At 73.7% G+C, this 26,685-nt stretch carries 24 protein-coding genes and 1 tRNA gene; 14 read left to right on the top strand and 11 right to left on the bottom strand.

Translation table 11 applies throughout. The features are described from left to right. Window position 1 precedes the first annotated feature (1 nt). The 3 genes from LUZ64_RS01220 (at window position 2) to LUZ64_RS01210 (ending at window position 3,961) form a co-directional block, all read left to right on the top strand. Entirely contained in the window at window positions 2–1,273 is a 1,272-nt protein-coding gene (locus LUZ64_RS01220) for a protein phosphatase 2C domain-containing protein (protein WP_095581236.1), read from the top strand. Between the two features lie 136 nt (window positions 1,274–1,409). Further along, window positions 1,410–2,771, top strand: a complete 1,362-nt coding sequence (locus LUZ64_RS01215) for a vWA domain-containing protein (protein ID WP_095581237.1) — start codon at window positions 1,410–1,412, stop codon at window positions 2,769–2,771. A gap of 182 nt (window positions 2,772–2,953) precedes the next feature. Next, window positions 2,954–3,961: an FHA domain-containing protein gene (locus tag LUZ64_RS01210; protein WP_232390276.1), complete on the top strand. Its 1,008-nt coding sequence runs from the start codon at window positions 2,954–2,956 to the stop codon at window positions 3,959–3,961. 31 nt (window positions 3,962–3,992) lie between these two features. Here the strand turns inward: LUZ64_RS01210 and LUZ64_RS01205 are convergent, their stop codons facing one another. After that, window positions 3,993–4,958: a methyltransferase domain-containing protein gene (locus tag LUZ64_RS01205; RefSeq protein WP_095583289.1), complete on the bottom strand. Its 966-nt coding sequence runs from the start codon at window positions 4,956–4,958 to the stop codon at window positions 3,993–3,995. Between the two features lie 95 nt (window positions 4,959–5,053). On the opposite strand from LUZ64_RS01205, the gene LUZ64_RS01200 reads away from it, so the two are divergent. Next, entirely contained in the window at window positions 5,054–5,458 is a 405-nt protein-coding gene (locus LUZ64_RS01200; protein ID WP_095583290.1) for a globin, read from the top strand. A gap of 140 nt (window positions 5,459–5,598) precedes the next feature. Here the strand turns inward: LUZ64_RS01200 and LUZ64_RS01195 are convergent, their stop codons facing one another. The 7 genes from LUZ64_RS01195 to LUZ64_RS01165 form a co-directional block, all read right to left on the bottom strand. Next, entirely contained in the window at window positions 5,599–6,360 is a 762-nt protein-coding gene (locus LUZ64_RS01195) for a DUF8010 domain-containing protein (protein WP_095583291.1), read from the bottom strand. Further along, window positions 6,357–6,824: an acyl-CoA thioesterase gene (locus LUZ64_RS01190; protein ID WP_095583292.1), complete on the bottom strand. Its 468-nt coding sequence runs from the start codon at window positions 6,822–6,824 to the stop codon at window positions 6,357–6,359. Before LUZ64_RS01190 ends, LUZ64_RS01195 begins: the two co-directional genes overlap by 4 nt. 2 nt (window positions 6,825–6,826) lie before the next feature. Beyond that, window positions 6,827–8,491 carry an energy-dependent translational throttle protein EttA gene (ettA, locus tag LUZ64_RS01185; protein ID WP_095583293.1) on the bottom strand — a complete coding sequence of 555 codons (1,665 nt, stop codon included), beginning with the start codon at window positions 8,489–8,491 and terminating at the stop codon, window positions 6,827–6,829. 287 nt (window positions 8,492–8,778) lie between these two features. After that, window positions 8,779–10,230, bottom strand: coding sequence for a Cys-Gln thioester bond-forming surface protein (locus LUZ64_RS01180; protein WP_095583294.1), 1,452 nt, complete (start codon window positions 10,228–10,230; stop codon window positions 8,779–8,781). Window positions 10,231–10,464: 234 nt separating this feature from the next. Continuing rightward, complete coding sequence (locus LUZ64_RS01175; RefSeq protein WP_095583295.1) at window positions 10,465–11,052, bottom strand: single-stranded DNA-binding protein; 588 nt, start codon at window positions 11,050–11,052, stop codon at window positions 10,465–10,467. 178 nt (window positions 11,053–11,230) lie between these two features. Beyond that, complete coding sequence (locus tag LUZ64_RS01170; protein WP_095583300.1) at window positions 11,231–13,207, bottom strand: YfjP family GTPase; 1,977 nt, start codon at window positions 13,205–13,207, stop codon at window positions 11,231–11,233. A gap of 335 nt (window positions 13,208–13,542) precedes the next feature. Continuing rightward, window positions 13,543–15,192 (bottom strand): dynamin family protein, encoded by a 1,650-nt coding sequence (locus LUZ64_RS01165; RefSeq protein WP_095583296.1) that lies wholly within the window; start codon window positions 15,190–15,192, stop codon window positions 13,543–13,545. A gap of 305 nt (window positions 15,193–15,497) precedes the next feature. Here LUZ64_RS01165 and LUZ64_RS01160 point away from each other — a divergent pair. The 5 genes from LUZ64_RS01160 to LUZ64_RS01140 all read left to right on the top strand — a co-directional run bounded on the left by LUZ64_RS01160 (window position 15,498) and on the right by LUZ64_RS01140 (window position 19,214). Further along, window positions 15,498–15,570: transfer RNA gene (locus LUZ64_RS01160), tRNA-Arg, on the top strand. Window positions 15,571–15,834: 264 nt separating this feature from the next. Then, window positions 15,835–16,356 (top strand): hypothetical protein, encoded by a 522-nt coding sequence (locus LUZ64_RS01155; protein ID WP_095583297.1) that lies wholly within the window; start codon window positions 15,835–15,837, stop codon window positions 16,354–16,356. Between the two features lie 126 nt (window positions 16,357–16,482). Continuing rightward, window positions 16,483–17,325 (top strand): DUF4097 family beta strand repeat-containing protein, encoded by an 843-nt coding sequence (locus LUZ64_RS01150; RefSeq protein WP_095583298.1) that lies wholly within the window; start codon window positions 16,483–16,485, stop codon window positions 17,323–17,325. Between the two features lie 93 nt (window positions 17,326–17,418). Continuing rightward, complete coding sequence (locus LUZ64_RS01145; protein ID WP_095581659.1) at window positions 17,419–18,405, top strand: ATP-binding cassette domain-containing protein; 987 nt, start codon at window positions 17,419–17,421, stop codon at window positions 18,403–18,405. After that, on the top strand, window positions 18,402–19,214 hold the full coding sequence (locus tag LUZ64_RS01140; RefSeq protein WP_095581658.1) for an ABC transporter permease: 813 nt from the start codon (window positions 18,402–18,404) through the stop codon (window positions 19,212–19,214). The genes LUZ64_RS01145 and LUZ64_RS01140 overlap by 4 nt, the downstream gene beginning before the upstream one ends. A gap of 327 nt (window positions 19,215–19,541) precedes the next feature. On the opposite strand, the gene LUZ64_RS01135 is transcribed toward LUZ64_RS01140, so the two are convergent. Next, complete coding sequence (locus tag LUZ64_RS01135) at window positions 19,542–19,781, bottom strand: chaplin (protein WP_095581657.1); 240 nt, start codon at window positions 19,779–19,781, stop codon at window positions 19,542–19,544. Between the two features lie 287 nt (window positions 19,782–20,068). Continuing rightward, a complete protein-coding gene (locus LUZ64_RS01130; protein ID WP_232390278.1) occupies window positions 20,069–21,037 on the bottom strand; it encodes a polyprenyl synthetase family protein in 969 nt (322 codons plus the stop codon). A 797-nt stretch (window positions 21,038–21,834) separates the two neighbouring features. On the opposite strand from LUZ64_RS01130, the gene LUZ64_RS37045 reads away from it, so the two are divergent. From LUZ64_RS37045 to crcB (LUZ64_RS01110), 4 genes are all read left to right on the top strand, one after another. Next, window positions 21,835–23,283 (top strand): styrene monooxygenase/indole monooxygenase family protein, encoded by a 1,449-nt coding sequence (locus LUZ64_RS37045; protein WP_143593009.1) that lies wholly within the window; start codon window positions 21,835–21,837, stop codon window positions 23,281–23,283. Window positions 23,284–23,654: 371 nt separating this feature from the next. Continuing rightward, window positions 23,655–24,131: a fluoride efflux transporter CrcB gene (crcB, locus tag LUZ64_RS01120; protein WP_095578799.1), complete on the top strand. Its 477-nt coding sequence runs from the start codon at window positions 23,655–23,657 to the stop codon at window positions 24,129–24,131. Window positions 24,132–24,235: 104 nt separating this feature from the next. Beyond that, window positions 24,236–24,583 (top strand): DUF190 domain-containing protein, encoded by a 348-nt coding sequence (locus LUZ64_RS01115; protein WP_232390311.1) that lies wholly within the window; start codon window positions 24,236–24,238, stop codon window positions 24,581–24,583. Continuing rightward, window positions 24,580–24,939 carry a fluoride efflux transporter CrcB gene (gene crcB, locus LUZ64_RS01110; RefSeq protein WP_232390280.1) on the top strand — a complete coding sequence of 120 codons (360 nt, stop codon included), beginning with the start codon at window positions 24,580–24,582 and terminating at the stop codon, window positions 24,937–24,939. The genes LUZ64_RS01115 and crcB (LUZ64_RS01110) overlap by 4 nt, the downstream gene beginning before the upstream one ends. Before the next feature lie 5 nt (window positions 24,940–24,944). Here the strand turns inward: crcB (LUZ64_RS01110) and LUZ64_RS01105 are convergent, their stop codons facing one another. Next, a complete protein-coding gene (locus LUZ64_RS01105; protein ID WP_095584324.1) occupies window positions 24,945–25,892 on the bottom strand; it encodes a LysR family transcriptional regulator in 948 nt (315 codons plus the stop codon). Window positions 25,893–25,980: 88 nt separating this feature from the next. On the opposite strand from LUZ64_RS01105, the gene LUZ64_RS01100 reads away from it, so the two are divergent. Next, window positions 25,981–26,685, top strand: a complete 705-nt coding sequence (locus LUZ64_RS01100) for a succinate dehydrogenase cytochrome b subunit (RefSeq protein WP_095584323.1) — start codon at window positions 25,981–25,983, stop codon at window positions 26,683–26,685.

Below are 26,685 nucleotides of genomic sequence, written 5' to 3'. Positions count from 1 at the left end.
GATGTCGCAACTGCCGCGACCCCCACAGCTGACGGCCTGTCCCGTCTGCCACGAGCCGCTGGAGCCGGGTGACAATTTCTGCGGCGGCTGCGGCGCCGACCTCTCGGCGCCGCGGCCCGGTGAGCGGTTCCCCGCGCCCTCCGGCGCACCGGCGGCGGCGCACCGGCCACCGCGCGGCCCGGCCGCCCCCGGGCCGCCCCCGGGCACCGACGCCTCCGGCACCCCCGACCCGCGCGACCCCCGCGCGTTCGGCGGGGTGCCCGCGCAGTCGGCGCACGGCGCCCTGGCGGCCGTGGGGGGAAGGCCGCGGCCGGACGGCGGTCACCCCGTGGTGAACGGCACCGGCCGCACCTGTGGGGCCTGCCGATCCGGCATGATCGACAAAGACGGGTACTGCGAACACTGCGGACATGCACAACCGCGCGAACGGGATCACATGGAGCACCAGTTGCCAGGCGTCGCGGCGGTCAGCGACCGCGGACTGCGCCACCACCGGAACGAGGACGCCTACGCGGTGTCCACCGTGCCTCTCGCGGACGGCGGCCCGGCCACCGTCGCCGTCGTCAGTGACGGCGTGTCCTCCGCGACCCGGCCCGACGAGGCGTCGGCCGCCGCCTGCGCCGCCGCGCGCGAGACGCTGGTGACGGCGCTCCCGCGGGGCACCGACCCGCGGCAGGCCACACACGACGCGATCGTCCGGGCCGCCGAGGCGGTCACCTCGCTCGCGACCCCGCCACCGCCGGCGAACGAGCCGCGCCAGCACGAGACGCACCGCCAGGAGAACGCCCCGGCCTGCACCATCGTGACGGCGGTCGTCACCGGTGATCTGCTGACGGTCGGCTGGATCGGCGACAGCCGCGCCTACTGGGTGCCGGAGGACCGCGCCACCCAGCCCGCCCGGCTCACCGAGGACGACTCCTGGGCCGCCCAGATGGTCGCGGCGGGCCTGCTGTCGGAGGCCGAGGCGTACGCGGACGAGCGCGCGCACGCGATCACGGGCTGGCTGGGCGCGGACGCCTACGAGGTCGATCCGCACACCGCGTCCTTCCACCCCGACCGCAAGGGCGTGGTGATCGTCTGCACCGACGGGCTGTGGAACTACGCCGAGTCCGCCGAGCGGATGGCCGAGATCACTCCGCCGGACGCCCGCTCCCGCCCTCTGGAATGCGCACGGCGGTTGCTGGCCCACGCCCTGGACGGAGGCGGCCACGACAACGTAACAGTGGCCGTACTGCCGTTCCCCCTGCCGCCCGAGGGGGCAGGATCGGCCTGACGGCCGACGTCCGGTCGCGCCGACGGGGGGATCACACCGGTGTCACGCCCGGCACCGCGTGCTCTTCCGCCCTGTCCGGCCGCCCGGGCGCGCCTCGTACGCCCTGACCGACGACAGCCACCGAGGAGCCGAACAGATGGCCAACTTCGCCAAGCCGAGCGTGCCCCGCTTCGCGGTCGAGGTGTACCAGAACGCGCACCTGCCCGAGGGCGGCCGTGAGGTGAACGCGATCGTGACGGTCACCGCCACCGGCGGGGGCACCACCGGGGAGACGCCCCTGGTGCCCCATCAGTCCACGGCGGGCGCCGGCGCGCGGCCCGCCGCGCCGGACGCGGCCGTGGTCGTCATGGTCGACTGCTCGGGCTCGATGGAATATCCGCCCACCAAGATGCGCAACGCCCGGGACGCCACGGCCGCCGCCATCGACACCCTGCGCGACGGCGTGGCCTTCGCGGTGGTGGCCGGCACCCACCAGGCCAAGGAGGCGTATCCGGGCGGCGGCCGGCTCGCGGTCGCCGACGCCACCACCCGGCACCAGGCGAAGGAGGCGCTGCGCAAGCTCACCCCGGGCGGCGGCACCGCCATCGGCACCTGGCTGCGCCTGGCCGACCGGCTGTTCGCCTCCTCGGACGTGTCGATACGGCACGGCATCCTGCTGACCGACGGCCGCAACGAGCACGAGGAGCCGGAGGCGCTGCGGACCACGCTGAACGCCTGCGCGGGCCGGTTCACCTGTGACGCCCGGGGCGTGGGGACGGACTGGGAGGTCAAGGAGGTCACCGGCATCGCCTCCGCGCTGCTGGGCACCGCGGACATCGTCGCCGATCCGGCCGGGCTGGCCGCGGACTTCACCCGGATGATGGAGTCCACGATGGGCAAGGAGGTCGCGGACGTGGCGCTGCGGCTGTGGACCCCGCAGGGCGCCGAGGTGCGGTACGTCAAACAGGTCGCGCCCTCGGTGGAGGAGCTGACCGGCCGTCGGGTGGAGTCGGGGCCGCGCACGGGCGACTACCCGACGGGCTCGTGGGGCGACGAGTCGCGCGACTACCACGTGTGCGTACGGGTGCCGGGCGCCTCGGTGGGCGAGGAGATGCTGGCCGCCCGGGTCTCGCTGGTCCTGCCCGCGCCGGACGGCGGCCCGCCGCAGGTGCTCTCGCAGGGGCTGGTCCGGGCGGTGTGGACGGACGACCTGGCCGCGTCGACGTCCATCAACCCCCAGGTCGCCCACTACACCGGGCAGGCGGAGCTGGCCCGGGTCATCCAGCAGGGCCTGGACCTGCGCAGGTCGGGGGACGTGGACGGGGCGACGGCGAAGCTGGGGCGGGCCGTGCAGCTGGCGAGCCGGTCCGGCAACGAGGACACCGCGAAACTCCTCGCCAAGGTGGTGGACGTGGTGGACGCCGCGACCGGTACTGTGCGGCTGAAGGCGAAGGTCTCCGCGGAGGCGCAGATGACGCTCGAAACGCGTTCGACGAAGACCGTGCGCGTGAAGAAGTAGCTCCGTCGCGCGCGAGCGCTCCACCGATCCGTCGCTCCACCGATCCATCGCTGTATTGCTCCACCGCTGTACTGCTCCACTGCTTCCACTGCTCCACCGATCGACTGCTCCACGACCGAAGACTTCGCGGTACCGAGGCGAAAGCCCGACGACGAACGGCACACGAGGGGGAATCAACCGACATGCCGACCTGCCCGAACGGCCACCAGTCGGCGGCCGACGACTGGTGCGAGGTGTGCGGCCACCGGATGTCGGCGACCGCCCCGGGCGCCGTGCCCCCGCCGCCCCCGCCCGCCGGTCCGCCGCTGAGCACGCCCGGCGGCTACGGCTTCGGCGACCCGACCGTCCAGGCCGAGCTGTGCCCGCGGTGCCGCACGCCCCGTGAGGCGCAGGCGCCCTTCTGCGAGGAGTGCCGCCACAATTTCGCGGCCACGGCGGGGGGTTCGTTCGGGCCGCCCCCGGTGTCGCAGCCGCAGGGTCTCCAGTCGGCCCCGCCGCCCCCGCCGCAGCACACCCAGCCGCCGCAGTCGTACGAGTACTACGGCTCGCGTCCGTCCCGGATCAATCGTCCGGCCGAGCCGCTCGCGCCGCAGAGCCACCCGCCGGCGCCGGCCTTCGACGACGCCGGGGACGACTGGCTGCTGTCCCCGCCGAGCGGCCGGCAGGCACCACCGCCCCCGCCCGTGGCCCCGCCGCCGTCCGCGCCGCAGTACCCGTACGAGCCGCACACGGCGGAGGGCGTGCCCTCGGGCGTACCGCCGCAGGCCGCGCCGCCCGTCCAGACGGCCGGCTGGGTCGCGGTGATCGCGCCGGACCGCGAGTACTTCATGGCGATGATGAACCGCAGCGGCCCCGAGGCGGCCGGGCTCAACCTCCCGGCGTACTCCCCCGAGCTGCGGCTGCCGCTCGCCGGCCACCAGGTGACCGTCGGCCGCCGCCGGCACAGCACGGGAGAGTCCCCGGACATCGACCTGTCCCGGCCGCCGGAGGACCCGGGCGTCTCGCACCAGCACGCGATGTTCGTCCAGCAGCCGGACGGCAGCTGGGCGGTCGTGGACCAGGACTCCACCAACGGCACCACGATCAACGGCTCGGAGGACCCGATCCAGCCGTATGTGCCGGTGCCGCTGAGCGAGGGCGACCGGGTGCACGTGGGCGCCTGGACGACGATCACCCTCCACCGGGGCTGACCGGGGGCGGTACCGCGCGGGCCCGGTCGCGTCAGTCCGCGGGCCCGTCCAGCGGCCAGCGCCAGGGGCTGTGCGGGGTGTCCAGCCAGGCCCACTGGCGGCCGTCGGCCACGGTCACGCCGAAGCGCTCGCGCGGCGGGCGGCCCTCGTCGCGCCAGAAGGCGAGGGCGTCCGCCGGGTCCAGCCGGCCGGCGGTCAGCGCCAGCAGGAACCGGAACCGATCGTTACGGAGCAGTCCGCAGGGGATGCCCCCGGTGCCGTACGAAGGCGGCGCCGGTGCCGGGGCGCCGCCCCTCAGGGGTACGAAGTAGGCGGGCGTCCGCAGGAAGCGTCCCTCCGCGTGCGTGGCGTCCCTGACCCGCAGGGCGATCAGGCCGGTGGCGAGCGGGGCGAGGATCAGCGCGTTCGGGCTGCTCTGCGCGAGCCAGGCGGCCGGTACGGACGGGAGGGCGCACGTCGCCATCGTGCGGTCGAAGGGGGCGCGGGAGGGGCAGCCGAGCGCCCCGTCACCGGTGACGACCGTGGGGTGGAACCCTGCCTCCGCGAGATGGGCGCGGGCGGCGTCGGTGATCTCCGCGTCGAGGTCGACGGTGGTGACGGCGGCGTCGCCGAGCCGGTGCGCGAGCAGCGCCGCGTTGTAGCCGGTGCCGGCGCCGATCTCCAGGACCCGGTGGCCGTCGTGGACGTCCAGGGCCTCCAGCATCATGGCCATCAGGGACGGCTGGCTGCTGGAGGAGATCAGCTCCCCGTCCCGGAGGTGGGTGGCCAGCGGCTCGTCCGCGTAGGCCCCGGTCAGCCAGGCGTCACGGCCCCGGGGGTCGGGGTCGTCGCGCGAGAGCCGCCGGTAGCCGCCGGGGACCCCCGCGTAGTACGCGGGGACGAACAGCTCCCTCGGCACCTCCGCGAAGGCGGCCCGCCACCGGGGGTCGGTGAGCTCCCCCTCGGCCTGGAGTCTTTCGACCAGCCGCTCCCGCAGGTCCGCGCTCAGCTCGCCCATGACTCCACTGTGCGCCGCTACGGGGCATCGCGCGAAGTACCGGCGGAGGTCCTAGACCGCCGGTCCTCGGCCGGTCGGTCTGAGACCATGGAAGGGTGAACAAGATTCCGCGCGGCACGCTTCAGGAGCAGACCTTCTACGAGCAGGTCGGCGGCGAGGAGACCTTCCGGCGCCTGGTCCACCGCTTCTACCAGGGGGTCGCCGAGGATCCCCTGCTGCGACCGATGTACCCGGAGGAGGACCTCGGCCCCGCCGAGGAGCGCCTGGTGCTCTTCCTCATGCAGTACTGGGGCGGTCCCCGCACCTACAGCGACAACCGCGGCCACCCCCGGCTGCGGATGCGGCACGCGCCGTTCACGGTGGACCGGGCGGCGCACGACGCGTGGCTGCGGCATATGAAGGTGGCCGTGGACGAACTGGAGCTGGCACCGGAGCACGCGGAGCAGCTGTGGAACTACATGACGTACGCGGCGGCGTCGATGGTGAACACGCAGGGCTGAGCCACAGCGACCGGGCCGACGACGTATCCAGCCCGTCCGGCGCTTGAGGCCCGGGGTCCGGGGCGGAGCCCCGGGTCGGGAAGGGGCGGGTAGGGGAAAGCCCCGCAGGGGACCCACCGCCCGGCCGACACCCCGCGACCTCAGGCCGGAGTGACCGTAAGCCCCGTGACCCCACCGGTCCGCACCGCCACCGACCCGTAAGGCGTGCGCAGCCGCAGCCATCCCCCCGCCGCGAACAGCGTCAGCGGCTCGGGCGCCAGCGCGACGCCCCCGCCGGCACGGGCCGGCTGCCGGGCCACCGCGCCCGTGGGGAGCGGTCGCAGGAACCCCAGGGACTGCGCGGCGTGCACCGCGCGCAGCGGCAGCCCCGTCTCCCCCAGCGTGCGGGACCAGATCTCACGGCCGATGCGGTCGCGCTCCCCGCGGGTGCGGTGCTGCTCGGGCAGCGCCTCGTCCCGCGCGCGGAACTCGGCCACGGCGGCGGCGACGGCGCCCCGCGCGGCGGTGACGTCGGGCAGGCCCTCGACGCGCTGCCAGCCGCCGCGCGGCGGCAGCACACCGGCCCAGGGCGGGCCGGTGACGGCGTCGGGAACGGTGATCTCCAGCCCACCGGAGGCCGTGCGGCCCGCGGTGTCCAGGGCGTCGGCGAGCTGACCGGCCGAGACCGTGGTGTCGAACGGCGTGTCCCCGGCGTCCCCGGCCAGCCGCGCGGTGCGTATGGCGAGGACCTCGAAGGACGGCGGACGGCCGAAGACGGCGAGCACGCCGCCGCCGGCCTGGAGCCGGACGGCGGCGGCACGGTCGTAGTGGATCAGCCGGGCCAGGAAGGCGACCAGGTCGGCCGCCTCCCCGGCGTCGGCGAAGCTCAGCCGCTGCCCGTACGGAGGCCGGTGCGCCGTCATGCGGCGACGGCCCCCTTCGCGGGCGTGCCGCCCGTCTCCTCCTGGCCCTCCCGGCCGGCGTCGTCCTGGTACTCCGCCAGGAACATCCGCTCCTCGGCGGTGATCCGGCGGGGCCGGCCGGCCGCGAAGTCGTAGGGCACGACGACGGTGGAGGCGCGGACGTAGACCTGCTCCTCGTCCTTCACCTCGTAGGCGACGGTCAGGGAGGCCGCGCCCACCTTCGTCACCCACGTCTCCACGGTCACCGGCGCATGCCGGTGGACCAGGGGACGCAGGTAGTCGATCTCGTGCCGGGCCACGACGGACCCGCCCTGGAACGACGTGCTGCCCTCACCCGGCGCCAGCCGGAACATGAAGTCGATCCGTGCCTCTTCGAGGTACCGGATGAAGACCGCGTTGTTCACATGGCCGAAGGCGTCCATGTCCGACCAGCGCAGGGGGCAGGAGTAGAGGTGGCGCGCCACGGTCAGCCCCGGGTGAGCTTCTTGTACGTGGCGCGGTGCGGACGGGAGGCGTCCGGGCCGAGGCGCTCGATCTTGTTCTTCTCGTAGGACTCGAAGTTGCCCTCGAACCAGAACCACTTGGAGTCGCCCTCGTAGGCCAGGATGTGCGTGGCCACTCGGTCCAGGAACCAGCGGTCGTGGGAGACGACCACGGCTGCGCCCGGGAAGTCGAGCAGGGCGTTCTCGAGCGAGGACAGGGTCTCGACGTCCAGGTCGTTGGTCGGCTCGTCGAGGAGGAGCAGGTTGCCGCCCTGCTTGAGGGTGAGCGCGAGGTTCAGGCGGTTGCGCTCACCACCGGAGAGGACCCCGGCCGGCTTCTGCTGGTCCGGGCCCTTGAAGCCGAACGCGGAGACGTAGGCGCGGGACGGCATCTCGACGTGGCCGACGTTGATGTAGTCCAGCTCGTCGGAGACGACGGCCCACAGCGTCTTCTTGGGGTCGATGTTGGCGCGGCTCTGGTCGACGTACGAGATCTTGACGGTCTCGCCGACCTTGATCGAACCGGCGTCCGGGGTCTCCAGACCCTGGATCATCTTGAACAGCGTGGTCTTACCGGCGCCGTTCGGGCCGATGACGCCCACGATGCCGTTGCGCGGCAGGGTGAAGGACAGGTCGTCGATCAGGACCTTCTCGCCGAAGGCCTTGGAGAGGTTGTTGACCTCGACGACGATGGAGCCCAGGCGCGGGCCCGGCGGGATCTGGATCTCCTCGAAGTCCAGCTTCCGCATCTTGTCGGCCTCGGCGGCCATCTCCTCGTAGCGAGCGAGACGGGCCTTGGACTTGGCCTGACGGCCCTTGGCGTTGGAGCGGACCCACTCCAGCTCTTCCTTGAGCCGCTTGGCGCGCTTGGCGTCCTTCTGGCCCTCGACCTTCAGACGGGCCTGCTTGCTCTCCAGGTACGTGGAGTAGTTGCCCTCGTAGGCGAGCGCGCGGCCGCGGTCGAGCTCCAGGATCCACTCGGCGACGTTGTCGAGGAAGTAGCGGTCGTGGGTGATCGCCACTACGGTGCCCGCGTACTTCGAGAGGTGCTGCTCCAGCCAGTTCACCGACTCGGCGTCGAGGTGGTTGGTGGGCTCGTCGAGCAGCAGCAGGTCGGGGGCTTCGAGCAGCAGCTTGCAGAGCGCGACACGGCGCTTCTCGCCACCGGAGAGGTTGTTGACCGGCCAGTCGCCGGGCGGGCAGCCCAGGGCGTCCATGGCCTGCTCCAGCTGGGCGTCGAGGTCCCAGGCGTTGGCGTGGTCCAGCTCCTCCTGGAGCTTGCCCATCTCGTCGAGCAGGGCGTCGGAGTAGTCCGTCGCCATCAGCTCGGCGATCTCGTTGAAGCGGTTGAGCTTCCCCTTGATCTCCGCGACGCCGTCCTCGACGTTCTCCAGGACGGTCTTGGACTCGTCGAGCTTCGGCTCCTGCATGAGGATGCCGACGGTGTAGCCGGGCGACAGGAACGCGTCACCGTTCGACGGCTGCTCCAGACCGGCCATGATCTTGAGGACGGTGGACTTACCGGCACCGTTGGGGCCGACCACACCGATCTTCGCACCGGGCAGGAAGCTCAGCGTCACGTCATCGAGGATGACCTTGTCGCCGTGCGCCTTGCGCGTCTTGCGCATGGTGTAGATGTACTCAGCCAAGAGAAACCGTCCGGCAATCGAGAAGGGCCAATGTGCGGCTCCGCCGCGTGAGGGCAGATACACCCCATCTTGCCGCACCGGTACCCCTTGACGGAAACGGGTTCGCCGACGATCTCACTCCGGTCCGGGCCCCGCGGCCGCCCGCCCGGTGGCCGGACGGGCGGGCGGGAGCCGGTGATCAGCGGATTCGGTCACCGGCCCCGCCCGGGGGCTCCCGGGTCGCCTCCCGGGTCACCGGCCTGGGGGCGCTCCCGGGCCGCCCCCAGGCCGCTACGGGCCGCTCCGGGTCACTCCCCGGAGGCCGCCTTCTCCCGCCGCAGGAGGTAGACCGCGCCGCTGCCGACGACGATCAGGGCGATCGCTATTCCGGTGAACGTCGGGTTGGCGTTGCCACCGCCGGTGACGGCCAGGTCACCGTCGACGGAGGCGTTGACCGTGCCCTTGCCCGTGCCGCCCGTGCCGCCCGTCGAGGCCGGGCTCATCCGGGAGGCGAGGGTGGCCTTGGTGCCGGCCCCGGCGCCACCGTCGGCGGTCGCCGCCGCGCCGGTCTCCGCCGTGGCGCAGTCCAGGATCCCGGAGAAGGTCCGGGCGAGGCCGTGCGGACCCCTGATCGTGAATTTGTACGCCTGGTCCTCGGCGACCTTGACGAAGATCGTCTCCGTCCGGCCGGCCGGGACGGTGTGCTTCGCCCCGTCCAGCTCGAAGGTGTAGGGGGCGTCGCCCTGGTTGTCGGCGGTGACCTCCACACCGCCCTTGGCGCAGTTCTTCCGGGCGGAAAGGGCCGGGATGGCGCCCTTCGTCGCCCAGGTCGCCGTGGCGGAGGCCGAGACCGTGCTCTGGCTGGAGCCGGCCAGGATCTGGGTCTGCGTCGTGGTGTGGTCCCCGATGAAGACCCGCCCGACCGGGACCTTGGTGGCGGCCATGGCCCGCAGGGCCAGGGAGCCGTCGCGGACGCCCGGCCGCACGTCGAAGAAGAGCTCGCCGCCGTCGCCCGTGGAGGTGACCGGCTTGCCGTCCTTGTCGACGATCCGCACGCCCTTCGCGGCGGCGTCGCCGGAGGGGGTGACGGTGACGTTGCTCGCGTTGGTGTGGACGGTGACCGGGCCGAGCTTCTGGCCGGACCGGCCGGAGACCGCCGACGGGGTCAGCTTGAGCGACGCCTCGGGCTCGTCGGTGTCGCGGGCGTTCTTGTAGAGGTAGTCGGCGAGCTTCTCGGCCGCGGGGTCCTTGGCGTCGACCGCGACGCCGTCGGAGTAGCGCCAGATGGCGACCTGGGTGCCGGCGGCGGCCGTGTCGGCGTCGAGCGCGCCCGTGTCGGCCTCCTTGGCGAGCGCGGCGAGGTCGTTCACCTGGGGGTAGGAGTGCTGGAGGATCCAGCGGATCTTCCCGGCGTTCTTGTTGGCGTGCAGGGACGACTCGCCCCAGCCCACCTCCTTGTACCGCGCGCCGTCCACCGTGTTGGTGAGTATGTCGACGCAGTAGGTCTGGAGCGAGCCGCCGCCGTCGACCTTCATCTCGAACAGACCGGCCGTCATCTCCCCGGTCTTGCGCCGGTCGTGGACGACGGCGGCGGAGCCCGCGGTGATCCTGCCGAGCGTGGCGGTGACCCCACCGCTGTTCTGCGGCGCGTCGTCCGCCGCCGCCGGGCCCCCCGCGGCTATCGTGCCTACCGAGGCCAGGCCCGATACCAGCGCCGCCGCTGCACAGCGGACAGCCCTCCGCCTCATGACAGAAATCATCGATTTCCTTCCGGGCGATCGCAGAACCAGTCGATGCGCCTCGCCAGCGAACTCAAAACTCAGACGCCCCCGTTGCCACGTGCTGCGAACGTGATCTTAAAGAGCGAGCCGGTCATGATCCCCACTCAGGGCACTGCTCAACCGATCCGAATCGGAATCGTTACCCTCACACGCCAGCTGACCTGGCATTATCGATAAATCACTGGGGCAAATCCCCCATTTCAAACCCCGCTTTCACCGGGGTGGCGGCCCGGCGTACGCGGGGGCTCCCCCGGGGGCCGGTACCGGCCCCGTGGCCGGTTCCGGGGCTCGCTCCGCCGTGGGGCCGGGCCCTCGATCCGACATCCGGTACGACGCCCGTTCCGGGGATCGTTCCGGCACGCTTTCCGGCGCCGCCGCCACCATCCGCACCGGCTCGATCGGCAGCGGCCTGGACGGCGACACCCTGCGGAAGGCCGAGGTGCCTCGCGCGAGGTCATGGCCGATCGTCGCGGCGTCGATGTCCGCCGACAGCCACCGCCGGCCCCCGGTCTCCCGGCCCTCCGGGCCTTCCCGGTCCTCCCGCTCCTGGATCCGCAACTTCCCGCGCACGATGACCGGTTCGCCGACACTGACCGACGCCACCACGTTCTCCGCGAGCGCCCGCCAGGCCCACACCGTGTAGAAGCTGGTGTAGGCGTCCGCCCACTCCTCCTTGCCGCGGTCCCAGCGGCGCACCGTCGCCGCCAGCCGGAACCGTGAGACGGCCGAGCCGTTCGCCGCCTCCCTGAAGTCGGGCTGTGTCGCGACGTTTCCCACGACCGTCACCACTGTCTCGTTCATCCGGACCGCCTCCCCCGCCGCCCCGCACCACGCGCCGTCCTCGCTGACGTGAGCTCATGCTGCCCGCCCCGCCGGGAGTTCGCCGGACCCTGTGGCCGGGCGGACGGTTGTGGACAACGCCACCCCCCACAGGAGCCCCGGCCATGCGAGTCCGCGACCCGGGCCCCGCACGCGACGGTCAGGCCCCGCCCGCGGCGATCACGAACTGGGCCCGTACCTCCCGGTACCGCAGGAGCTCCGCCGCGACCGGCTCCAGCACCCGTTCCCGGCCGCAGCCGGCCGCCACGCTCCGCAGCCGCCGTTCCGTCTCCAGCCCGTGCCGCCGTGCCGGCCCGCGCGCCACCACCCGGCACCCCCACTCCAGCGCGGGACCGCCGGCCCCGCCGCCCGTGAGGACGAGCCCGGCGACCCACCAGTCACCGGCGCACAGCCCGAACAGAGTCCCCATCAGCCACGCGGTGCCCAGCAGTTGCAGCGCCGAGAGCACCCACTGAGTGGTCGCCGCCACGGCCCACCAGCCGGGCCGCACCACCCGGGGCGCCCCACCGCCCCGGGTGCGCCACACGCCCGTACGCCCGGAGCCCGTACCGCCGAAGTCGCCGCGCGCCCCGGACGTACGCGCTCCACGGCCGCGTCCCGCCGCCACCGGCCCGCCCGCCATCAGGGCGCCGGCCGCCGCGTCGAGGGCGTCCGCCAGCCCTTCCGCGCCGCGGCCGGCCGCCTCGCGGACGGCCCGCGCCCAGGGGTCGGGCAGCCCGGCGGACGCCTCGCACGCGAGGGCCCGTACGGCCTGCTCCACCAGCGGGCGGGAGACGGTGCGGCGCGAGGACGGCTCGTGGCTGAGGACGGGGGCGGCGGGCCGGGGTACGGGGGTCTCCCGGGCGGCGACGTCGGGCGCCGCGCCGGAGGAGAAGTCCGGGAAGGCGTCGGGCAGGGACCCGGCGACGTACCCCGTGCCCGTACGAGCCCCTGTGCCGCACGCTCCCGCGTCCGTGTCCGATCCCGCGCCCATGCCCGTGCCCATGCCCGTGCCTGTGCCTGTGCCCGTGCCCGTACTCGTAGCAGGGCCGCCTGACAGGAAGCCGCCCCGGGCCGCCCGCTGCCGCCCGTACCAGCGCAGCGCCACCGTCCAGGGCGTCCCGCAGGCCCGTTCGGCGTCCCGCAGCCACGCGCGTTCCGCCGCCAGACCGGTCGCCTGGGCGCCGACGGCCTCGGCCAGCCGGTCCTCGAACTCCTGCCGCGCCCGGTCCGTAAGACCGGGCCGCCCGTCGGCCACGTACGCGGGCCGCAGGCGCGCCGAGACGCCGTCGACGTCGGCGATCAGCCGCCGCTCCGCGACCGTCCGGGCGGCGGTGAACTGCGCGAGGGTCTCCCGGAGTTCACCGAGGCCCTTACCGGTCAGGGCGGACAGGGCGAGCACGGTGGCCCCCGGCTCGCCGTGCTCGCCGAGCGCCAGCCCGTCCTCGTCGAGCAGCCGCCGCAGGTCGTCCAACACCTGGTCGGCGGCGTCCTCCGACAGCCGGTCGATCTGGTTGAGGACGACGAAGGTCACCTCCGCGTATCCGGCGAGGGGCCGCAGATAGCGCTCGTGGAGCACCGCGTCCGCGTACTTCTCCGGGTCCACCACCCAGATCACGGCGTCCACCAGGGCCAGCAGCCGGTCGACCTGTTCGCGGTGCCCGGCCGACGCCGAGTCGTGGTCGGGCAGATCGAGCAGGACGAGCCCGTGCAGCCCCGGGTCGTACGGGCGGACGGGCTGCCTGCGCGCCCTGGGCGGGATGCCGAGCCGGTCCAGGAGGCCGTCGGCCCGGTCGGCCCGGTCCGTCCAGACGCAGGCGATCGGGGCGGACGTGGTCGGCCTGCGCACCCCGGTGTCGGAGAGCTGGGTACGCGCGAGGGCGTTGAACAGCGTGGACTTGCCGCTGCCCGTGGCTCCCGCGAGCGCGACGACCGTAAGGTCGAGCGAAAGCCTCTGACGTGCGACGGCCTCTTCCAGGACGCGGCCCGCCTCGGCGAGCGTCCGCCGGTCCAGGCGGGCCCGCGAGAGCCCGACGAGCTCGCGCAGGGCGTCCAGCCGGGGCCGCAGGACGCCGCCGAGGCGGGGACCGGCGGAGCGGGAGTCGGGGGCGGTCTGCGGACGCGGGGGGACGCTCATGGGGAGCTGCGACTCCGCCTGCCGGGGCGTCCGTTCCGGGCGGGCGCGGCGGGCGATCAGCCCGTCGTCCCAGGCGCGGTGGAGGGCGGCGGCGTCGAGGCGGCGGCGCCCGTCGGCACCTTCTGACACTCCTGCACCTTTCACCTCTTCCGCCCCCTCCGGCCCGGCGGGGGGCTCGCCCGGGCGGCCGGAGCCCTCGGGACCGCCGCCGGGGCCGTCACCGGAACGGCCGTCGACGGGGCCGGCCGTGGCTCCGGCCGCGTGGCCGCCGGGTACGTCCACGTCGTGGCTGCCGGCGTGGTTGCCGGCGTGGCTGTCGGCCTGGGGCACGGCGGTCACCTCTCCCTCTGCAGTACGGACAGGGCGGCGATGAGGTCGACCTGATGATCGGGGGTGACGTCGAAGGCGTCGAGGGGCGCGGTACGGCGGTCCCGTTCGGCGTCGAGTACGCCCTCGACGCAGTCGGCGAGGAGCCGGCGGCCGCGGTCGCGGAGCCGCAGGACGCCCTGGGCGCCGAGGGCTTCGGCGAGGACCTCCCCGGCCTCGCCGCGGGCCCGGCGGCCGCCCAGCAGGGAGACGGCCAGCAGCGCGCCGATCCGGTCGGGGTCGACGCCGGCGCCGCGCTCCGCGACCCGTACCTCCTCCTCCGCGATCTCCTCCAGACAGCGCCGCCAGCGTCGTACGGCCACGCCGATCCGGCCCTCGGCACCGTCCGGGTCACGCGGGGCGAGCACGGTCCCGGCGGCCGGGTCCCCGGCGGAGGCGGTGGCGATGCTCTCGTCGGCGGCGGCGGCCGCGCAGCTCAACAGGGCGGTGAGGGAGCTGGTGAGCGCGGTGAGCAGCTCGTCCGCGGTGCTGTCGTGCGGGTGGCCGCGCCAGTGGGTGAGGGCGTCGCCGGCCAGCACCTCGCCCGCGGTGATCTCCCGCCCCACGCGGTCGGAGGCACGCCCGTACGCGTCCTCGACGCGCTGGAGCAGCCTTACGGACGCGGCGTGCTGCATCGCCGCGGCGGCGGCCAGGGCGGGCAGCCGGGAGCGGAGCGAGGCGAGGAGCCCGGCGACCGTGCGGGCGGAGGCGACCGTACGGGCGGCGGGGTCCTGGGCGCGCTGGTCGAGCCAGGCGCGCAGCCCCGCGACGGCGGTGGCGGGCAGCAGTCCGCTGCCGCCGCCCGCGGACTCGGGGAGTTCGGGGATGGTGAAGCTGGGCACGTCGTCGAGCCCGGCGGCGGCGAGCAGCGCCGCGTAGTGCCGGGACACCTCCAGGGCGACCTGGTGCGGTACCCGGTCGAGGACGGTGACGAGGGTGACGTCGTACTCCTTGGCGGTGCGCAGCAGGTGCCAGGGCACCGCGTCGGCGTACCGGGTGGCGGTGGTGACGAGTACCCAGATGTCGGCGGCGCAGATCAGCTCGGCGGCGAGCTCGCGGTTGCGCTCGACGAGGGAGTCGATGTCGGGGGCGTCGAGAAGGGCGAGTCCGCGCGGGAGGGTGCGGTCGGTCTCGATGCGCAGCGCGGGGAGTTCGCCGCCCCCGTCGTCCGTTTCCACGTCGAGGACGTCCGCCTCCTCGTCGTCGGCCTCGCCGGCGGCGTGCGGCTCGGGGACGGCTTTGTCCTGGACGGGCACCCAGATCCTGCGGAGCTCGGGCAGTACGCGGGTGCCGGCGAACCAGTGGTGGTCGTCGGGATGACAGACCAGCACAGGCGTACGGGTCGTCGGCCGTAGGACCCCCGCCTCAGTGACCCGCCGGCCCACCAGGGAGTTCACCAGGGTGGACTTGCCGGCTCCGGTGGAGCCCCCGACCACGGCGAGCAGTGGGGCTTCGGGGGCGCACAACCGGGGCACCAAGTAGTCATCGAGTTGCGCCAGGAGTTCGGCGCGGTTTCGCCGGGCGCGGGCGGCGCCGGGAAGGGGGAGCGGGAAGCGCGCGGCTTCGACACGATCACGCAGTGCGGTCAGCGCGTCGAGCAGCCGGGGCCGTACGTCCAAGGTCGCCACAGGTGCAGAATGCCCAATTCTGTGGTGATTTTGAAGCGTATGCCCCGTGGCGCGCGAGGCGTGGCGGATGTTGCTCAGGCATAACGAGTACACAACACCCGTCGCTTGATGCGTAAAAAACGATGCAAGATTCGTACCTGCCTGCGATTATCAGGACCGCTTCACCAAACCTCCACATCGTGGCACGGAGGTGAAGCAACCGGGACGAGGTGAGCGGAGCCCTATCCTTGTCCCCGGCAAGGTCACGGCACCACCGAGCCCGGGGCTTCAGCCGTCCGCGACCGCCGCACACACCGGCCCCCGTAGCTCAGTGGATAGAGCAGGCGCCTTCTAAGCGCTTGGCCGCAGGTTCGAGTCCTGCCGGGGGCGCTCTCTCCGCACCGCACGCCCCTCCCTCCGGGAGGGGCGTTTTTGCTGCTTGCGGCCTGACGCCAGGCGACACCCCCCTGGCGCCACTTGGCGCCACATGGCGCCATACCGTGCCGCCACACCTACGCACGCACGCGCCACTCCATCACGACCCCGACCACACTCTTCACGTTTCCGCAGGTGAGAGGACATCCACCCGCGTCCGACCACACGCGGCGCCACCCAGGCTTGCACATGGCGCCATCGTGGCGCCATGATGACGTCATGGACCTCACCCCGTATGTCGACACTCTCCGCCGCGAACTCGCGGTGGCCGCCGAAGCCGGCGGGGAGGGTGCGCGCGAGCTGGCGCAGCGGCTCACCGCTCCTTTGGAGTCGGCGACTCGTCTGACGATGCTCAATGTGCTTTCCGCCGCGATGGACGAGATCACCCGCGAGCTCGCCCCCGGGTCGGTCGACGTGCGGCTGCGGGGGCTGGACCCCGACTTCGTGGTGACGTTGCCGCCCGTCGACAGCGGCGCCTCGGTGGAACCGGCCGCGCCTGTCGAGCCGTTCAAGGCGCCGGCCCCTGTCGGCGGTGGTGACGAGGGTGGCACCGCCCGCGTCAACCTGCGTCTGCCGGCCCACCTCAAGGCCCGTGCCGAGGAGGCCGCGGGGCGTGAGGGGCTGTCGGTCAACGCGTGGCTGGTGCGTGCCGTGTCGGTCGCGGTCGACGGCGGCAGCCGGACGCGCGCGGCGGAGAAGCCCCGGACCATCGGACAGAGCATCACGGGGTGGGTGCGCTAACCGCGCTCCCCGCCGCGTCATTTCACCGCACCGCTCCACACCCGCACCGCTCCACACCCGCACCACTTCACCCACACCACGTCCCACCAGCGGGGACGCCCACGGACTCATGAGGACGGGACAGCCATGCCTTCTTTCGACACCCCCGAACCGATCTCGGCCACGGCGCGCGTGGAGGCCGGTTCCCTCCAGGTCGTCGCGGGCGATCGCCTCGACACCGTCGTCGAGGTGCGGCCCCGCGACCCGCAGAAGGACCGGGACGTGCGGACGGCCGAGCAGACCGAGGTGACGTACGCGAGCGGCGTACTGACCGTCAGGACGCCCAAGTCCAATCCGTTCGGCCGCACCGGCATCGTCGACGTGACGGTCGAACTGCCCACCGGCTCGCACGTCGACATGACCGGCGCCTGGACCCAGATCCTCGCCGACGGCCGGCTCGGCGAGGTCCAGGTGAAGACCTCGTCCGGCGACGTACGACTCGACAGCACCGGTCCGCTGAAGCTGACCGCCTCCCACGGTTCGATCACCGTGGACCGGGTCGAGGGCAAGGCCGAGATCACCACCAGCACCGGCAGCCTGCGCGTCGGCACCCTGCACGGCCCCGCCGTCCTCAAGAACTCGCACGGCACCACGATCGTCGGCGTCGCGACCGGCGAACTGCGGGTGAGCAACGCCAACGGCGACATCGAGATCCGGTGCGCCGAGGACTCCGTCACCGCCACCACCGCACACGGCACCGTGCGGGTGGGCGAAGCGGTCCGCGGCGTCGTCCAGTTGGAGACGTCCTACGGCGCCATCGAGGTCGGCATCCGGGAGGGCACCGCCGCCTGGCTCGACGTCAGCTCGGGCTCCGGCCAGGTGCGCAACACGCTCTCCGCGTCCGAGACCCCGGAGAAGTCCGAGGAGACCGTCGAGGTCCGCGCCCGTACGCGCTACGGCAACATCGACATCCTGCGCGCCAAGGGCTGAGCGTCCCCGCCCGCCTTCGCCCCTCGCCCCGGCCCGCCCCCACCCACTTCAGCCTTCAGCCTTCGAACGGAGGGCCCCATGCCTTCTTTTGTCATGCCCACATCCAGGCAGGATGACGTCCGCACGCCCCCGGCCGCCGTCTCCGCCCTCGGTCTGCGCAAGTCGTACGGCGACAAGACCGTCCTCGACGGCATCGACCTGCGCATCCCGGCCGGTTCGGTGTTCGCGCTGCTCGGGCCCAACGGCGCCGGCAAGACCACCGTCGTGAAGATCCTGTCCACGCTCGTCACCGCCGACGGCGGGCAGGCCCAGGTCGCGGGCCACGACGTCACCGCGTCACCGCACGGCGTGCGCGCCGCGATCGGCGTCACCGGCCAGTTCTCCGCCGTCGACGGGCTGATCACCGGCGAGGAGAACATGCTCCTCATGGCGGACCTGCACCACCTGTCCAAGCGCGAGGGGCGGCGGGTCACCGCCGAGCTCCTGGAGCGCTTCGACCTGGTCGAGGCGTCGAAGAAGCCCGCCTCCACCTACTCCGGCGGCATGAAGCGCCGCCTGGACATCGCCATGACGCTGGTCGGCGACCCGCGGATCATCTTCCTCGACGAGCCCACCACCGGCCTCGACCCCCGCTCCCGCCACAACATGTGGCAGATCATCCGCGAGCTGGTCTCCGACGGCGTCACCGTCTTCCTCACCACCCAGTACCTGGAGGAGGCCGACCAGCTCGCCGACCGCATCGCCGTGCTCAACGACGGGAAGATCGCGGCCGAGGGCACCGCCGAGGAGCTCAAGCGACTGGTCCCCGGCGGGCACGTCCGGCTCCGCTTCTCCGACCCCACCGCGTACCGGAGCGCCGCCCTCGCCCTGCGCGAGGTCCACCGGGACGACGAGGCCCTGTCGCTGCAGATCCCCAGCGACGGCAGCCAGCGCGAACTGCGCTCCCTCCTCGACTGGCTGGACTCCACCGGCATCGAGGCCGACGAGCTGACCGTGCACACCCCCGACCTCGACGACGTCTTCTTCGCCCTCACCGGCGGCGGCGACATGAACAACCAGCCGAAGGAGGCTGTCCGATGAGCTCCACCCTGGCTCCCGCCCGCCCGGCCCGGATCACCCTTGCCCTGCGCGACTCGTCCACGATGCTCCGCCGCAACCTCCTGCACGCGCGGCGCTATCCCTCCCTCACGCTGAACCTGCTGCTGACGCCGATCGTCCTGCTGCTGCTCTTCGTCTACATCTTCGGTGACGTGATGAGCGCCGGCATGGGCGGCGGCGACCGCTCCGACTACATCGCCTACATCGTGCCGGGCATCCTGATGATGACCATCGGAGGCACCGTGGTCGGGACCGCGGTGTCCGTCTCCAACGACATGTCCGAAGGCATCATCGCCCGCTTCCGCACGATGGCGATCCACCGCGGGTCCGTGCTCGTCGGGCACGTCATCGGCAGCGTGCTCCAGTCGGTCGCCAGCGTGGTCCTCGTGGGCGCCGTCGCCGTGGCCATCGGCTTCCGGTCCACGAACGCCACGCCCCTGGAGTGGCTCGCGGCGTTCGGGCTGATGGCCCTGGTCGCCCTGGCCCTCACCTGGATCGCGGTCGGGATGGGCATGGTCAGCCCGAACGCCGAGGCGGCCAGCAACAACGCGCTGCCGCTGATCGTCCTCCCGCTCATCTCCAGCGCCTTCGTCCCGATCGACGCGATGCCGGGCTGGTTCCGGCCGATCGCCGAGTACCAGCCGTTCACACCGGCCATCGAGACGCTGCGCGGCCTGCTGCTCGGCACCGAGATCGGTCACAACGGGTGGCTCGCGGTCGGCTGGTGCCTGGCCCTCTCCGCGCTCGGCTACTTCTGGTCGAAGGCGGTCTTCGACCGCGACCCGAAGTAGCCGGGCCGGCCGCCCGGGCCGCCTCCCGCGGCACGTACCGCCCGAGGGCGGCGCACCCCGACACCACGTCGGCGTACGCCGCCCCGGCCGCGTTCCCGGCCGCCCGCCCGGCCCGGGACCGCGCACCTCTCCGGACGCCGGCCCCTCCGTGGTCCGGCGGCCCGGCCCGTCTCCCCGGCTCCTCTCCCGGCTCCTCTTCACGGCCCCGGGAACAGCCATGGCGCCCGCGAAGGATCGAGGGCGCCACACGGGTGCGGTCCTGGACGGGCGCCCGGGACCGCCGGCTGCTCGCACATCATCCGCGGGTGGTCGCCCCGCGGGCCGGCGTCACGCGTTGATGCAGGTGTTGCCGGAAGCCGCGTTCAGCAGGCCGATGATGTCGATGGTGTTGCCGCAGAGGTTGATCGGCACGTGGACCGGGATCTGGATGACGTTCCCGGAGATGACGCCCGGCGAACCGGCGGCCACGCCCTTGGCGCCGGCGTCGGCCACGGCGCTGCCGGTCAGGCCCGCGAGCGTGGCGCCGACGGTGGCGGTCAGAACAGCTGTTTTGGCGATACGTGACATGCGGAGACACCTTTGCTCGGTCGTTCTGGAGGGCACCCGGCCGGTGACGGTCGGGGCCCGGATCAACGCCGATCGCTCGCAAAGGTTTCGTACATGGCGCGGACGGGTGATTCCTGATTCCACCCGTTCATTCCGGTCATTTCACCGGGGAGAGGGGAGAGCGGGACCGGTGGCCCCGGGAGGGCCCGGCAGGCGGCCCCGGGAGGGCACCCCCGGTGGCCCGGGCCCAGGGAGCGGCGGGCCCCGGCGCCGCCTGAGCGGCGCCTCGCCCCGCCCCCGCCCGTCCCTCACGCCGGCTCCGCCGCCATCCTCACCGCGAACGCCTCCAGCTCCTCCCGCCACCCGGCCGCCAGCCGCGCCGTCGCCGCCGTGCGCGAGGCCCGGTCGACCAGCTCCCGGATGAGGCGCTCCGCGATGCCCCGCTCCTCCCGCTCCAGGAGGATCTCCCGCAGCAGCTCCGCGTCCCAGTCGTACTCGGGACCGCCGTCGAGGAAGCCGCGCAGGCGCCAGGCCGCGTGCAGGGAACGGGCGTAGGCGTCGTACGGGGCCTCCAGGTCGGGGCGGTCGGCGAGCGCGGCGCCCAGGCGCAGCGGGTGACGGACTGCGTACCAGCCGGCGCCGCAGCCCCGGTCGCATCCCGATATGCACCGCCCCGGCCACGGGTCGTCGAGATACTCGGCGGCCATGGCCTCGTGGGCGTACGTGCCGACGGCCCGCTCCACGCGCATGTCGTCCCACAGCTGCCAGGCGGTCGCGGGCAGTCGTGCCGCGAGCCGGTCGGCGAGGGTGAGCGCGAGGTCGCCGGCGAGGGTGGCGGTGGACTCGCCGAAGCGCCGGGCCTCGCCCGCCCAGCCGTTCCGCTCGTGCTCGGCGGCCCGGCTGACGTGGAGGGCGGGGATGCCCCGGCGCAGGGCCGCGTTGTCCCGGACGTCACCGCGGATGAGGGTGCAGGTGTCGAGGAGTTCGAGCGCGGCCGCGGCGTCCACGGCCTCGGGGGCCTCGGGGTCGCCGCCGGCCGCGAGGTAGCCGGTGACGAGGACGAGCGGACGGACCCGGTCGACACCCACGGCGACGAGCTCGGCCAGGGACTCGATCAGTCCGGCGCCCCGGGTGTCGGCGGTCCGCCAGCGCCGGTGTTCGTCGTTGAGGAGCCCCCGCAGGCGCTCCTCGACCCGGTCGAGCATCCCGGCGCGCTGGAGCTGGGGCGCCATCTCCTGAGGCGCCACCGCGCGCGGCAGCCTGGGTTGCGTCGTCATCGTGTGCCTCCCTGGATCGGCTTCGGCCCTGCGACCGACCCTGCCGGGCGGATGCTCCGCTCTCATCGGCGGAGCGTGACCGGCCGTAAGACTTCCCATCGCAGCGCGCGGGAAGCGACGGTTTCCTGCCATACCGGAATGGGTCATGCCTGGGGCGCGCCGAGGGGCCGCAGGCCCTTTATGCGGGCGCCCCCCGGGTCTCCTGGTGCGCCCGTTGCGCGCTCTTGCCCCGCGAGGGGAGTTCCTGCCCTGGCCGACGGGCGTCGGGGGCGTGTGAATGTGGCTCATATTCGGCTGTTGCGCAGATGCGCGAAATCGGTCCGGCCGCGGACGGGGCTGACGGTGGGCGTACCGCGTCGCGCACCGCCGCACGTCACGGTCGTACGGCCCTTCGACCGGGCTCCGGAGGCGGGGCGCCCGGAGCCTCCGTCGGCCACCGGGATCGGTGTCCCTGGCACACATCAGGCCAATTCCCGGGGCCCCGGGCGAGGGGGGACCGGGAGGCGGGAGAGCAGGGAGTACGGGCGCGCCCGGTCCGGTCCCGGCACCCACGCGGCGTCTGTACACCGGGCGCCGGACGCCGCTACAACGGATGAGGACCCGGCTTTCCGACCATGGACGTGGCTCCGGACCAGGATTCCGGACCGTTCCGGACGAGGTCTCCGGACCGTTCCGGACGGGGATCGCGGACGTTCCGGACGAGGACTCCGGACCGTCGGCCGCCCACCTCGCGGCGGCCGCACGGCGCTCTCGCGACGGCCACGCGGCGGACGACCCCCGGGCCCGTGGAGGCGGCGGTGCGCAGGATCGCGATTGTCGGCGCGGGGCAGGCGGGGCTCCAGCTGGCCCTGGGCCTGCTGGCCGGGCGCGCTGACGGGGGTACGGGGAACGCCGGGGGCGGCGGCGGGGCCGCTGGTGACAGCGGAGGCAGCAGGGGCGCCTGGGACGTTGGGGGCGACGGAGGCACCGGGGACGCCCCGGCCACCGGAGGCAGCACCGGGGGCACCGAGAGCACCGGAAGCACCGCAGGCACAGGAAGCGCCGGCACCACCACCGGCACCCCCGGCTACGAAGTCACCGTCCACGCCGCCCGCACCCCCGAGCAGCTCCGGACCGGCCCCATCCTCTCCACCCAGATCATGTTCGGCCCCGCCCTCGCCCTCGAGCGCGCCGCCGGGCTGGACCTCTGGGACGCGGAGACGCCCCCGCTCACGAGCCTGCGGCTGGCCGCCGCCGACCCGCCCGGCACGCTGTCCGCCCGGATGGGCGCGACGCTCGACGAGCCCGCGCGCTCGGTCGACCAGCGGGTGAAGACGGCCCGCTGGCTGGAGCTGGTGGAGGAGCGCGGCGGCCGGGTGGAGTACGGCGCGGTCGAGCCGGACCAGCTGGAACGGATCGCCGCCGCGCACGACCTGACGGTCGTCGCCACCGGTCACGGCCCGCTCTCGGAGATCTTCGGCCGCGACGCGCGGCACAGCCCGTACGACCGCCCCCGGCGGCATCTGGCCGCGCTCTACGCGCACGGCGTGGCCCGGGACCCGGAGGCCCGCGGCGCGCAGGTGCGCACCAACCCGGTCGCGGACCTCGGGGAGTTCTTCGCGATGGAGGGCACGACCGTGTCCGGGCCGTGCGCGATGCTGCTGTGGACGGCGCGGCCCGGCGGCCCGTTCGACTGCTGGCAGGACCGCCCCGGTCCGGACGCGACGGCCGCGCGGACGCTGGAGCTGCTGCGCGCCCACGTCCCGTGGGAGTACGAACTGTGCGCGGGGCTGGAGCCGACGGACGCGGGCGCGGCGCTGGCCGGCGCGGTCACGCCCGTCGTCCGGCACCCGGTGGCGCGGGTCGGGGCGGACCGCCACGTCCTCGGCATGGCCGACGCGGTGGTTCTCAACGACCCGGTGTCGGGCCAGGGTGCCAACAGCGCGGCCCGCTGCGCCGACACCTATCTCCGGGCCGTGCTCGGCCACGGCGACCGGCCCTTCGACCGCACGTGGATGCTGCGGACGTTCGCCGCGTACTGGGAGCACGCCCGCCATGTGACGGCCTTCTCCAACATGCTGCTGGAGCCGCTGCCCGGGCACGCCGCACGGATCCTGGACGCCGCGGCCGGTCACCCCGAGGTGGCCCACCGGTACTTCAACGGCTACGCCGACCCGGCGAGCTTCCAGGACTGGTTCATGGACGCCGACCGGGCCGACGCGTATCTGACGGCCGTGACGGGGCGGGCGCCGGCGGGCAGCGCCTGAGCCCGCCGGAACGCAGGGCTCGGGAACCGAGGTCACGGGAGCCGCGGGCACGGGAGCCGAGGGCACAGGAACCGAGGCCACAGGAACCGAGGGCACAGGAACCCAGGCCACAGGAACCGAGGGCACAGGAGCCGAGGGGCGTCGGCGGCCCCTCGCGCCGTCCCGGTGCCCCGCCGGTAGCCTGGAATCCGGTGGCGGCCGTGCCGGTCACCCGCCGGTTCCCGGCCGTCCGGCCCCGGATCCGGCTGCCGGCCGGGCCGCCGCACGGCGGTGGGGCCCGCCGTACCCGAACCGCGGCGCGGACGCCGCCGACGGTCCCTACTTGCGAACGACCGCGCCTCCGCGAGGGGGTCTGCGAGTAGGAGGCGGAGATGGGCCCGTCACGGGCAGTGGCAGACAGCGCTCCCGGGCTGCGCGCGCCCGGCCGCGCCCGGCCCCGGCGGGACGGACAGGGAGCGGTCGTCTGCGCCGTGTCGCTCGGCGGCGGCCTGGGCGCCGCCGCCCGTTACGGCGCGGGCCTGCTGTGGCCGACGGCGGGCGGGGCGTTCCCCTGGACCACGTTTGTGGTGAACACCGTCGGGTGCGCCCTGATCGGCGTTCTCCTTACGGTCATCGCCGGGCTTCCGGCGCCCCACCGGCTGCTGCGCCCGTTCCTCGGCACCGGGGTGCTCGGCGGTTTCACCACGTTCTCCACGTACGCGGTGGACGTCGAGCGCCTGGCCGGGGACGGGCGGCTGCCGACGGCGGTGGCGTACTGCGTGGGCACGCCGGTCGCCGCACTGGCGGCGGTATGGGCGGCGGCGACGGCGACCCGGCGCCTCACGGAAGGATGGAGGAGGACGGGATGAACGCGAAGCCCCCGAACGGGACGCCGGGGCGAGGCGGGCCTTCTGACGGCCCGTCTCCCAACGGAACGCCGGGGCACGGCGCGCCCCCGCCCGGCACCGCCCCCCTGGTCCGCCGCCCCGCCTTCCGGCTGACGGTCTACCTCGGCGATTCCGACACCTGGCACCACCGCCCGCTCCACACGGAGATCGTGCACCGCGCCCACGCCGCGGGGCTGGCGGGCGCGAGCGTCTTCCGCGGTGTCGAGGGCTTCGGCGCCTCCTCCGTCGTGCACACCGCCCGGCTGCTGTCCCTGAGCGAGGACCTGCCGGTGGCCGTCGTGATCGTCGACACCGAGGAGCGCGTACGGGCGTTCCTGCCCGTCCTGGACGAGCTCCTGGGCGCGGACCGTCTCGTCGTCCTCGACGAGGTGGAGGTCGTCCGCCGGCCCGGCGGCGGGGGGCGCCCCGCGTGAACTGGCTGCTCGTCGTCGGCGGGGCCATGGTGGGCGCTCCCCTGCGCTATCTCACCGACCGGGCCGTGCAGGCCCGCCACGACTCCGTCCTGCCCTGGGGCACGTTCACGGTGAACGTCGTGGGCTGCCTGGTCCTCGGCGTCCTTACGGCCGCCGCCCCGTCGCACCTCCGCCTGCTCCTGGGCACGGGCTTCTGCGGCGCGCTCACCACGTACTCCACCTTCTCCTACGAGACCCTGAACCTGGCCACCACGGGCGCCCGCGGCTACGCGGCGGCGAACGCGCTAGGGAGCGTGGTGGTGGGTCTGGGCGCGGCGTGGGCGGGGGTCGGGCTGGGCGGGGCGCTGTGGGGATGACCGCATCATTCGAACGTGTGATCCTTCGACTGTTCCACGCCGGACCCGGCCGCGGGGCCAGTACCCTCCCGCACCCCCAGATGCTCCAGCAGCACCGCCCGCAGTTCCCTCGCCGCCCTGGGCGGTGCGACGTCCTTACGGTGGGCCACCGCGATCGTGCGCCGCATCCGGGTGCCCTCGAAGGGCGTGACGCGCAGGCCCGAGCGGGCCGCGACCATGCCCGGGACGACGGCGAGGCCGAGCCCCGCGCGGACGAAGCCCAGGACCGCGTCCATCTCACCGCCCTCGACGGTGAACACCGGCTCGAAGCCCGCCGCCCGGCAGGCCGCCGTGGTGATCTCGCGGAGGTCGTAGCCCCGCCGGAACATCACCATCGGCAGGCCCTCCAGGTCCGCCACGCGCAGCGCGCGGCGCCGGGTGGGCGGGGGCGCGGTGGGGGCCGAGACCACGACCAGGTCCTCGCGGAGCAGCTCCGTGGCGGCCAGGGCGGGGGCGCCGACCGCCAGCGGGGTGATGATCAGGGCCAGGTCGAGGCCGCCCGCCGCGAGGGTGCGGACCAGGTCCTGCGAGCCGCCCTCGTCGACGACGAGCTCGATGCCCGGGTAGCGGGCGTGGTAGGCGCGCAGCACGTCGGGGACCAGGCTCGCGCACAGGCTCGGCGGGGCGCCGAGCCGGACCCGGCCGCGCCGTAGCTGGACGACCTCCTCGACCTCGCGGCGCGCGGTCTCGGTGTCGGCGAGGATCTGCCGGGCCAGCGGCAGCAGCGCCTCGCCCGCGTCCGTCAGCGTGATGTTGCCCCGGGCCCGGTGGAAGAGGGCGGCGCCCAGCTCTCTCTCCAGGGCCCGGATCTGCTGCGAGAGAGAGGGCTGCGCGACGTGCAGCGCCTCCGCCGCGTGGGTGAAGTGACGGACTTCGGCGAGAGTCGCGAAATAGCGGAGCTGCTGAAACTGCACCCGAGCATCGTATATAGGCATTTCCTATCGAAACCAGCTCGACCATGTCTTGGACGGATCGAACCTCGCGGTCCTAGCGTCGTGTCCCATGGCACTGGCGACCCGGACGGAACGGCCTCCGTCCCTCATCGGCTCCGTGTGGCGCTCGACCGTCGGCAAGAAGGCGGTCATGGCGGTCACCGGCGTGATCATGCTGGCGTACCTGGTCGCCCACATGCTGGGCAACCTGAAGGTGTTCTTCGGGGCCGGGGAGTTCAACCACTACGGGGCCTGGATCCGCACCATCGGCGAGCCCTTCCTGCACCACAAGTGGTTCCTGTGGATCGCCCGGGTGGCCCTGAGCGCGGCGGTGGTGCTGCACGGCGTGGCCGCGTTCCAGCTGAGCCGCCGCGACCTCGCCGCCCGGCCGGCCAAGTACGCGCACACCCGGCGCCGGGCGAGCTACGCGACCCGCACGATGCGCTGGGGCGGCGTGATCCTCGGGCTCTTCATCGTCTGGCACATCCTCGACCTCACCACCCTCACGGTGAACCCCAACGCCGAGGAGGGCCGCCCGTACGAGAACCTCGTCGCGTCCTTCGACCGGCCGCCCGTCACCGCCCTGTACATCGTGGCGATGCTGGCCCTCGGGCTGCACATCCGGCACGGCTTCTGGAGCGCCGCGCAGACGCTGGGCGCGAACTCCCCGCGCCGCGACCGTCTGTTCAAGGCCCTCGCCAACGCCCTGGCACTACTGCTGACCTGCGGCTTCATCGCCGTACCCGTGGGAGTCATGACTGGAGCCGTGAGCTGA

This window comes from Streptomyces albireticuli (assembly GCF_021228125.1).
GTDB lineage: Bacteria > Actinomycetota > Actinomycetes > Streptomycetales > Streptomycetaceae > Streptomyces > Streptomyces albireticuli.
The sequence above is the reverse complement of the archived record's forward strand: the minus strand, read 5'-3'. Positions and strand labels throughout refer to the sequence as shown.

Coding starts and splice junctions, on each gene's coding strand:
- LUZ64_RS01220 (WP_095581236.1), top strand. CDS start 2: ATGTCGCAACTGCCGCGACCCCCACAGCTGACGGCCTGTCCCGTCTGC.
- LUZ64_RS01215 (WP_095581237.1), top strand. CDS start 1,410: ATGGCCAACTTCGCCAAGCCGAGCGTGCCCCGCTTCGCGGTCGAGGTG.
- LUZ64_RS01210 (WP_232390276.1), top strand. CDS start 2,954: ATGCCGACCTGCCCGAACGGCCACCAGTCGGCGGCCGACGACTGGTGC.
- LUZ64_RS01205 (WP_095583289.1), bottom strand. CDS start 4,958: ATGGGCGAGCTGAGCGCGGACCTGCGGGAGCGGCTGGTCGAAAGACTC.
- LUZ64_RS01195 (WP_095583291.1), bottom strand. CDS start 6,360: ATGACGGCGCACCGGCCTCCGTACGGGCAGCGGCTGAGCTTCGCCGAC.
- LUZ64_RS01180 (WP_095583294.1), bottom strand. CDS start 10,230: ATGATTTCTGTCATGAGGCGGAGGGCTGTCCGCTGTGCAGCGGCGGCG.
- LUZ64_RS01175 (WP_095583295.1), bottom strand. CDS start 11,052: ATGAACGAGACAGTGGTGACGGTCGTGGGAAACGTCGCGACACAGCCC.
- LUZ64_RS01170 (WP_095583300.1), bottom strand. CDS start 13,207: ATGAGCGTCCCCCCGCGTCCGCAGACCGCCCCCGACTCCCGCTCCGCC.
- LUZ64_RS01155 (WP_095583297.1), top strand. CDS start 15,835: ATGGACCTCACCCCGTATGTCGACACTCTCCGCCGCGAACTCGCGGTG.
- LUZ64_RS01150 (WP_095583298.1), top strand. CDS start 16,483: ATGCCTTCTTTCGACACCCCCGAACCGATCTCGGCCACGGCGCGCGTG.
- LUZ64_RS01145 (WP_095581659.1), top strand. CDS start 17,419: ATGCCCACATCCAGGCAGGATGACGTCCGCACGCCCCCGGCCGCCGTC.
- LUZ64_RS01140 (WP_095581658.1), top strand. CDS start 18,402: ATGAGCTCCACCCTGGCTCCCGCCCGCCCGGCCCGGATCACCCTTGCC.
- LUZ64_RS01135 (WP_095581657.1), bottom strand. CDS start 19,781: ATGTCACGTATCGCCAAAACAGCTGTTCTGACCGCCACCGTCGGCGCC.
- LUZ64_RS01130 (WP_232390278.1), bottom strand. CDS start 21,037: ATGACGACGCAACCCAGGCTGCCGCGCGCGGTGGCGCCTCAGGAGATG.
- crcB (WP_095578799.1), top strand. CDS start 23,655: ATGGGCCCGTCACGGGCAGTGGCAGACAGCGCTCCCGGGCTGCGCGCG.
- LUZ64_RS01100 (WP_095584323.1), top strand. CDS start 25,981: ATGGCACTGGCGACCCGGACGGAACGGCCTCCGTCCCTCATCGGCTCC.